This window comes from Pseudomonas sp. CM27, assembly GCF_013179515.1.
GTDB lineage: Bacteria > Pseudomonadota > Gammaproteobacteria > Pseudomonadales > Pseudomonadaceae > Aquipseudomonas.
The window spans coordinates 1-7,847 of sequence record NZ_JABMCN010000270.1; the positions used below are offsets into that span (position 1 = coordinate 1).

At 63.9% G+C, this 7,847-nt stretch carries 6 protein-coding genes and 1 pseudogene; 4 read left to right on the forward strand and 3 right to left on the reverse strand.

Annotation, left to right across the window (positions count from 1 at the left end; genetic code table 11):
• On the forward strand, window positions 1-609 hold a 609-nt coding region (locus HP547_RS25010), incomplete at its 5' end, for a penicillin-binding transpeptidase domain-containing protein (RefSeq protein ID WP_256676423.1).
• A gap of 195 nt (window positions 610-804) precedes the next feature.
• Here HP547_RS25010 and HP547_RS25015 read toward each other — a convergent pair.
• The 3 genes from HP547_RS25015 to rpmE form a co-directional block, all read right to left on the reverse strand.
• Window positions 805-2,073, reverse strand: a complete 1,269-nt coding sequence (locus HP547_RS25015) for a malic enzyme-like NAD(P)-binding protein (protein WP_172226107.1) — start codon at window positions 2,071-2,073, stop codon at window positions 805-807.
• A gap of 178 nt (window positions 2,074-2,251) precedes the next feature.
• Window positions 2,252-3,073 carry a thermonuclease family protein gene (locus tag HP547_RS25020; RefSeq protein ID WP_172288066.1) on the reverse strand — a complete coding sequence of 274 codons (822 nt, stop codon included), beginning with the start codon at window positions 3,071-3,073 and terminating at the stop codon, window positions 2,252-2,254.
• A gap of 2 nt (window positions 3,074-3,075) precedes the next feature.
• Window positions 3,076-3,291 (reverse strand): 50S ribosomal protein L31, encoded by a 216-nt coding sequence (gene rpmE, locus HP547_RS25025; RefSeq protein WP_172226101.1) that lies wholly within the window; start codon window positions 3,289-3,291, stop codon window positions 3,076-3,078.
• 166 nt (window positions 3,292-3,457) lie between these two features.
• Here rpmE and HP547_RS25030 point away from each other — a divergent pair, with 166 nt between their 5' ends.
• The 3 genes and pseudogenes from HP547_RS25030 to HP547_RS25040 all read left to right on the forward strand — a co-directional run.
• Window positions 3,458-5,677, forward strand: coding sequence for a primosomal protein N' (locus tag HP547_RS25030; RefSeq protein WP_172226098.1), 2,220 nt, complete (start codon window positions 3,458-3,460; stop codon window positions 5,675-5,677).
• A 114-nt stretch (window positions 5,678-5,791) separates the two neighbouring features.
• Window positions 5,792-7,528, forward strand: a complete 1,737-nt coding sequence (gene argS / locus HP547_RS25035) for an arginine--tRNA ligase (RefSeq protein ID WP_172288069.1) — start codon at window positions 5,792-5,794, stop codon at window positions 7,526-7,528.
• 1 nt (window position 7,529) lies between these two features.
• Window positions 7,530-7,847, forward strand: a pseudogene (locus HP547_RS25040) (SPOR domain-containing protein); the annotation flags it as partial.

The following is a 7,847-nucleotide window of genomic DNA, read 5'->3' on the forward strand; positions in this document are numbered from 1 at the left end:
GCAGGCCTGGCTGCGCCCGAACAGCCGATCAGTACTGCTGCCCTGCCAGGCGAAGCGCCCTCGGCCTTCGGCCAGGTGGCGCCTGCACCGCAGGTGCCGGCCATCGCCGAACAGATCATCGACGGGCGCACCACCTACATTCTCACCAGCATGCTGCAGGACGTGATCAAGCGTGGTACCGGCCGCCGGGCGCTGGCCCTGGGCCGCACCGATCTGGCGGGCAAGACCGGTACCACCAACGAGTCGAAGGACGCCTGGTTCTCCGGTTACAACGCCGATTACGTGACAACCGTGTGGGTCGGTTTCGACCAGCCAGAAACCCTCGGCCGCCGCGAATACGGTGGCACCGCAGCGCTGCCGATCTGGATGAGCTTCATGGGTGCGGCGCTCAAGGACAAGCCTGCGCATGCGCCGGCAGAGCCGGAAGGCATCCTCAGCCTGCGCGTCGATCCGGTCAGCGGCCGCGCCGCCTCACCGGGCACACCCAACGCCTACTTCGAGCTGTTCAAGGCCGAAGATTCACCGCCGTCGGTGGATGAACTGGGCAATGGTTCGGTACCGGGTAGCCCGCTGCCAGCGGATGAAGCGGCGCCGATGGATCTGTTCTAAGGCTGGATGCTGGCTAGGTGCCCGACTCTGGTTTTGCGTGGGCGCGTAAATCGAGCGCTGCGCGGGCGGCGCTCGATCTCACAGGCGCCAAAAATGCTGTGGCAAGCACCTGTTAGCCCTGACACATTCCCACCGCCCACAAAAAAGCCCCGACTCACAAGAGCCGGGGCTTCTTTATGACAGCTACAACGGCAATCAGCCGTTGAACACCTCATCCACGCTGGTCAGCGGGTAGTGCTTCGGATACGGCAGGGTAGCCACGCCGGATTCGATGGCGGCCTTGGCCACGGCGTCGGAAACGACGGTGATCAGGCGAGCGTCCAGCGGCTTCGGAATGATGTACTCACGGCCGAATTCCAGGCCGTCGACGCCGTAGGCTTCACAGACTTCTTTCGGCACCGGCAGCTTGGCCAGGTCTTTCAGGGCGATGGCGGCAGCGATCTTCATTTCTTCGTTGATGCGCTTGGCGCGAACGTCCAGGGCACCACGGAAGATGAACGGGAAGCCCAGTACGTTGTTGACCTGGTTCGGGTAGTCGGAACGACCGGTAGCCATGATCACGTCGTTGCGCGTGGCGTGGGCCAGCTCTGGCGAGATTTCCGGGTCCGGGTTCGAGCAGGCGAACACGATCGGGTTGGCAGCCATCGACTTCAGGCCTTCCGGGCTCAGCAGGTTCGGGCCGGACAGGCCTACGAACACGTCGGCGCCGTTGAGCGCGTCAGCCAGGGTACGCTTGTCGGTAGCGTGGGCGAACTGTGCCTTGTACTGGTTCAGGTCATCACGGCCAGCGTGGATCACGCCGCTGCGGTCGATCATGTAGATGTTTTCGACCTTGGCGCCCATGCTCACCAGCAGCTTCATGCAGGAGATGGCGGCAGCGCCGGCACCCAGGCAAACGATCTTCGCTTCTTCGAGCTTCTTGCCGGCGATTTCCAGGGCGTTGATCATGCCGGCCGCAGTGACGATGGCGGTGCCGTGCTGGTCATCGTGGAAGACCGGGATATCGCATTGTTCAATCAGCGTGCGCTCGATTTCAAAGCACTCAGGTGCCTTGATGTCTTCGAGGTTGATGCCACCGAAGGTGATCGAAATGCGGCGTACGGTGTCGATGAAGGCTTGCGGGCTTTCCGATTCGACTTCGATGTCGAACACATCGATACCTGCAAAACGCTTGAACAGAACACCCTTGCCTTCCATGACCGGCTTGGAAGCCAGTGGGCCGAGGTCGCCCAGACCGAGGATGGCGGTGCCATCGGAAATCACCGCAACCAGGTTGCCTTTGCCGGTGTATTTGTAAGCCAGCTCTGGATCACGGCCGATTTCACGCACAGGCTCTGCAACACCTGGGCTGTAGGCCAGGGCGAGGTCACGGGCGGTGGCGGTGGGCTTGGAAAGCTCGACGCTCAGTTTCCCCGGACGAGGTTGAGCGTGGTATTCGAGAGCGGCGGTTTTCAGGTCTGACATGGTGGGCATTCCGCTATTTACTGTTCTGACGGACCGCCGAGGATACGCAAAGAGCCGGGGAGTCACAAGACTGGTCGGTCACTTGTGTCAAGGCCTTTAGGCTACGACTTTACGCTATAACCCACGGGGGCATACGGCTCACAGTGTGTACAATCTCATAGCGAAATGTCTACATCTTTCAGCCTGAAGTTCGCTCCAACATGCTCGGATCGGTCAATGGCAACACCCAGCGCCGCTGCCCGGGCTTGAGGCTGCCCTTGCGGGAACGATCCAGCACCCAACCGCGCGCTTCGACCTGGCGTCCCTTGAGGTTATCGAAGAAGCTGGCGGGGAAGTTGCGCTGCAGACGAGCGGGAACCTGCAACACCACGCTATTGCCCAGGGTCAGCCAGACGCCGCCGCGATTGCGCTCGATGCCTTCGATACGGCCACCGATCAGGGCGAAACCTGATTGTCTGACATCACTCGCACGTACCACCGGCGAACGCCGCCACATCCCGGCCCCGGCCTTGCGCGCTGCCTGCTCGGCAAGCTGCAGGCAGCTGCTGAGGCGCACATTCGGCGCCACCGCCACGCGGTAGCCCAAGCCCTCGCTGAGCAACTGTGCTTGCAGATTGTCGCCATTGCGGCCGTAGATATGTGCCAGCGTGCGGCCGTATCTGTCTTTGCCTTCAGCACCCCGCACCAGCCCGACACGCCCGTCACTGGCCTTGACCAAGGCCTGGAGGCGACGCTTGGCAGCCTCGGCATAGGGTTCGCTGCTGCGCCCGTTACGGCCGAGTTCCGGGGCATTGATGCCGATCAGCCGGACGCTGCGGCCATCGACCAGGCGCACGGTATCGCCATCCACCACCTGGCGCACCGCCACCTGCTGCGGCCGCTCCGGCAGCGGGCAGAAGGCCAGGGCCGGGACATGCCAGATGACGCCCATAAAAAAAGCGCCCACAAGGGGCGCCTTTTTTTGCAGCAATGCGAAACCCGAGGGGTTCGCCATGCGCATGATTACTTCTTGGTACCGAACATACCGAAGCGATCGGCGAACTTCTGTACGCGACCACCGGTGTCCAGGACTTTCTGCTTACCGGTATAGAACGGGTGGCACAGGTTGCAAACGTCGATCGACAGGGTGCTGCCCAGGGTCGAACGGCTTTCGAACTTGTTGCCGCAGCTGCAGGTGACTGCAACTACTTCGTAGTTCGGGTGGATACCTTCTTTCATGGTCACTTCCTCGAGCTGCGTGCCGCCACCCAACACCAATTGTTGAATACCGCACGTAATTAGGCGGCAAATAATACCAGAGCACAGCGCCAGCGCAAGTTGTCGCTTGCACCGACCGTCGTCTGCTAGGCTCGCCAGTCCTGTAATACCCTCCGAGACTTTTCGCGTGTCCGACGTCATCCTGCGCCTTGCCCTGCCCTCCCCGTTGCGCCGCCTGTTCGACTACAAGGCGCCGGCGAGCATGGCGCGCCAGGCCCTGACCCCGGGCATGCGCATCCGCGTGCCATTCGGCCGCCGCGAAATGATCGGTGTGCTGGTGGAGGTCTGCGCACAAAGCGAAGTACCTGCCGACAAGCTGAAGCCAGCCAGCGCCCTGCTCGACCCGGTGTCGCCGATCCCACCGGCATTGTTCAAGCTTTGCCTGTGGACCGCCCAGTACTACCAGCACAGCCTGGGCGACACGCTGAGCTGGGCCTTGCCGACGTTGCTGCGCCAGGGCGAAGCCGCCGAGATGCGCCAGGAACGCTTCTGGCACATAGCACCCGGTGCCCGCCTGGAAGACCCGCGCATTGCCCGTGCGCCGCGCCAGCGCGATGCCCTGAAAACCCTGGGCCAACACCCGCATGGCGTGGCCCACAGCCTGCTGGCCAAGCTCAACCTGAACAAGGACAGCCTCGACCTGCTGCTGGCCAAGGAGCTGGTGCAGATAGAGGTCCGCCGCCACTTGCCAGCGCTACGCCATGAACACTGGCTGGCCCAGCCCGAGCTGCCGCTCAACGAAGAGCAGCAAGACGCCTTCGAGGCCGTGCGCGAAGGCTTCGGCGGCTTTGGCGCATTTCTGCTGGCCGGCGTCACCGGCAGCGGCAAGACCGAGGTGTACCTGCAACTGATCCGCGAAACCCTGGAAGCCGGCAAGCAGGCGCTGGTGCTGATCCCCGAAATCAACCTCGGCCCGCAGACCCTGGCGCGTTTCGAGCAGCGTTTCAATGCCCGCATCGCCCTGGTGCATTCAGCGGTGAGCGACCGCGAGCGCCTTGACGCCTGGCTGGCCGCACGGGACGGCGAGGCAGACATCATCATCGGCACCCGCTCGGCCCTGTTCACGCCAATGAAGAACCCTGGCCTGATCATCATCGACGAAGAGCACGACGGCTCCTATAAACAGCAGGAGGGCTTGCGCTACCACGCCCGCGACCTGGCGCTGGTACGCGCTCACCAGGAAAACATCCCGATTCTGCTCGGCTCCGCCACGCCGTCCCTGGAAACCCTGCACAACGCCCTTACTGGCCGCTACCGCCTGCTGCGCATGAACCAGCGCGCAGGCGGCGCCCGCCCGCCGCGCATGCTGCGCCTGGATGTGAAGAGCCTGCCACTGGACAGCGGCATCAGCGGCCCGCTGCAGCAGGCAATCCGCCAGACACTGGAAGCCGGCCAGCAGGTACTGGTGTTCCTCAACCGCCGCGGTTTTGCCCCCACCTTGCTGTGCCACGATTGCGGCTGGTTGTCCGAATGCCCGCGCTGCGACGCGCGCATGACCGTGCACCAGCGCTCTGCGGTGCTGCGCTGCCACCACTGCGGTTACGACGAACGCCTGCCGCACCAGTGCCCGAAATGCAACCACGTTGACCTGCGCCCGGTCGGCGCTGGCACCGAGCGGGCCGAAGAACGCCTGAAGGTGCTGTTCCCGGACTACCCGATCCTGCGGGTGGACCGCGACAGCACCTCGCGCAAGGACGCCATGCACAACCTGTTCAGCACCATCCAGCGCGGCCAGCCAAGCATCCTGGTTGGCACCCAGATGCTTGCCAAGGGCCACCACTTTCCGCGGGTAACCCTGGTGGCCATCCTCGATGCCGATGGCGGGCTGTTCTCCGGCGATTTTCGCGCCAGCGAACGCATGGCGCAGCTGATCGTGCAGGTGGCCGGACGTGCCGGGCGTGCCGAAGAGCCCGGCAAGGTCATCATCCAGACCCACCTGTCCGACCATCCGCTGCTGGTACAACTTACCGAACAAGGCTATTTCGCCTTTGCCGAGCAGGCCCTGGACGAACGCCGGGCAGCAGGGCTGCCGCCCTACTCCCACCTGGCTTTGCTACGTGCCGAAGCGCACAAGCCGGGGCAAGCCGAAGGCTTCCTCGACGAGGCTTGCGCCGCTGCCGAACGCCTGGTGGCCGAACAGCGCCTGCCGGGCGTCGAGCTGCTGGGGCCGGTGCCCGCCCCCATGGAACGGCGCGCCGGGCGCTTCCGCGCGCAACTATTGATACAGGCCAACACCCGGGCGCCTTTGCATCGACTGATCAGCGCGTGGTTGTTAGTGTTGGAGCAGTTGCCGAGCGGGCGGCAGGTACGTTGGTCGCTGGATGTCGACCCGGTCGACCTCTACTGAGCTTGCGGCTTGCAGCTCAAAGGTTGGCAACCCGCTCCCAGCCACGGATAATGCCCAGTTTTTCCACCTGCGCATCCAGGCGCTCACCGCGCTTGCGGTCGAAAAGAGATCCCCATGAAAGACACCATTCGCCAGCTGATCCAGCAAGCCCTCACCCAACTCGTCAACGACGGTGTGCTGCCTGACGGGCTGTCGCCGGCGATCCAGGTGGAAAACGCCCGGGACAAGACCCACGGCGATTTCGCCAGCAACATCGCCATGATGCTGGCCAAGCCGGCCGGCATGAAGCCACGCGACCTCGCCGAAAAACTGATCAACGCACTGCCGGCCAGCGCCGACATCAGCAAGGTGGAAATCGCCGGCCCCGGCTTCCTGAACTTCTTCCAGAACACCGACGCCCTGGCCAGCCGCCTGGATGCCGCCCTGACCGATGCCCACCTGGGCGCGCGCAAGGCCGGCCCTGTGCAAAAGGTGGTGATCGACATGTCGGCACCCAACCTGGCCAAGGAAATGCACGTTGGCCACCTGCGCTCGACCATCATCGGTGACAGTGTGGCGCGGGTGCTCGAGTTTCTCGGCGACAACGTGATCCGCCAGAACCACGTGGGCGACTGGGGTACCCAGTTCGGCATGCTGATGGCCTACCTGCAGGAAAACCCGATCACCAGCGACGAGCTGTCGGACCTGGAAAACTTCTACCGCGCCGCCAAGAAGCGCTTCGACGAGTCCGAAGAGTTCGCCACCCGCGCGCGCGGCCTGGTGGTCAAGCTGCAAGCCGGCGACCCGGAGTGCCTGGCCCTGTGGACGCGTTTCAAGGACATCTCGCTGTCGCACTGCCAGAAGACCTACGAGCTGCTCAACGTCAAACTGACCATGGCCGACGTGATGGGCGAAAGCGCCTACAACGACGACCTGGCCAATGTGGTTGCCGACCTCAAGGCCAAAGGCCTGCTGGTCGAGGACCAAGGCGCCCAGTGCGTGTTCCTCGACGAGTTCAAGAACAGCGAAGGCGAGCCCCTGCCGGTGATCGTGCAGAAGGCCGACGGCGGCTACCTGTACGCCACCACCGACCTGGCAGCCGTACGCTACCGCAGCAACGTGCTCAAGGCTGACCGCGCCCTGTACTTCGTCGACCAGCGCCAGGCCCTGCACTTCAACCAGGTGTTCGAAGTGGCGCGCCGCGCAGGCTTTGTCGGCCACCCGATGCAGATGGAGCACATGGGCTTCGGCACCATGAACGGCGCCGACGGCCGCCCGTTCAAGACCCGTGACGGCGGCACCGTGAAGCTGATCGACCTGCTCACCGAGGCCAAGGAGCGCGCCTACGCGCTGGTCAAGGAAAAGAACCCGAGCCTGGCCGACGAAGACCTGCGCCACATCGGCGAAGTGGTGGGCATCGGCGCAGTGAAATACGCCGACCTGTCCAAGCACCGCACCAGCGACTACAGCTTCAACTTCGAGCTGATGCTCAACTTCGAAGGCAACACCGCCCCTTACCTGCTGTACGCCTACACCCGCGTAGCCGGTGTGTTCCGCAAGCTGGGCAAGGGCTTTGACGAAGTCGACGGCAGCATCGTGCTGCAGGCCCCGCACGAGCAGGACCTGGCCGCGCGCCTGGCGCAGTTCGGCGAGGTCCTGAACAGCGTCGCCGAAAAAGGCACCCCGCACGTCCTGTGCAGCTACCTGTACGACCTGGCAGGGCTGTTCTCCAGCTTCTACGAGAACTGCCCGATCCTCGCCGCCGAAACCCCGCAGCAGCAGCAGAGCCGCCTGCGCCTGGCGGCCCTGACTGGCCGCACCCTCAAACAAGGTCTGGAACTGCTCGGCCTGGAAACCCTGGAGCGCATGTAAGTTGGCTGCCAAGAAAAAACCTGCCCCAAAACGCGGCGCCAGCCGCCAGACGGCGCCGGCCAAACAGCCCATCCCAGGCTGGGTATGGCTGGCGGTCGGCCTGACCGTAGGCGCGTTCATCGTATTCCTGATGAAGCTCGAGCCCGGTGGCGACGACATCAAGCGCGCCAAGCCCGAGCAGCAGAAGCCGGAGAAAGTGGCCGAAGCCAGCAAGCCAGGGCAGGCCACCCCGCAACAGCCGGTGAAGCCGAAGTACGACTTCTATACCCTGCTGCCGGAGTCCGAGGTGATCGTACCGCCCGAGGCGGTGCCCGAGAAA

Excerpts from the sequence above, each read along its gene's own strand:
- HP547_RS25015 (WP_172226107.1), bottom strand. The coding sequence starts at position 2,073 with ATGTCAGACCTGAAAACCGCCGCTCTCGAATACCACGCTCAACCTCGT.
- HP547_RS25020 (WP_172288066.1), bottom strand. The coding sequence starts at position 3,073 with ATGCGCATGGCGAACCCCTCGGGTTTCGCATTGCTGCAAAAAAAGGCG.
- argS (WP_172288069.1), top strand. The coding sequence starts at position 5,792 with ATGAAAGACACCATTCGCCAGCTGATCCAGCAAGCCCTCACCCAACTC.
- rpmE (WP_172226101.1), bottom strand. The coding sequence starts at position 3,291 with ATGAAAGAAGGTATCCACCCGAACTACGAAGTAGTTGCAGTCACCTGC.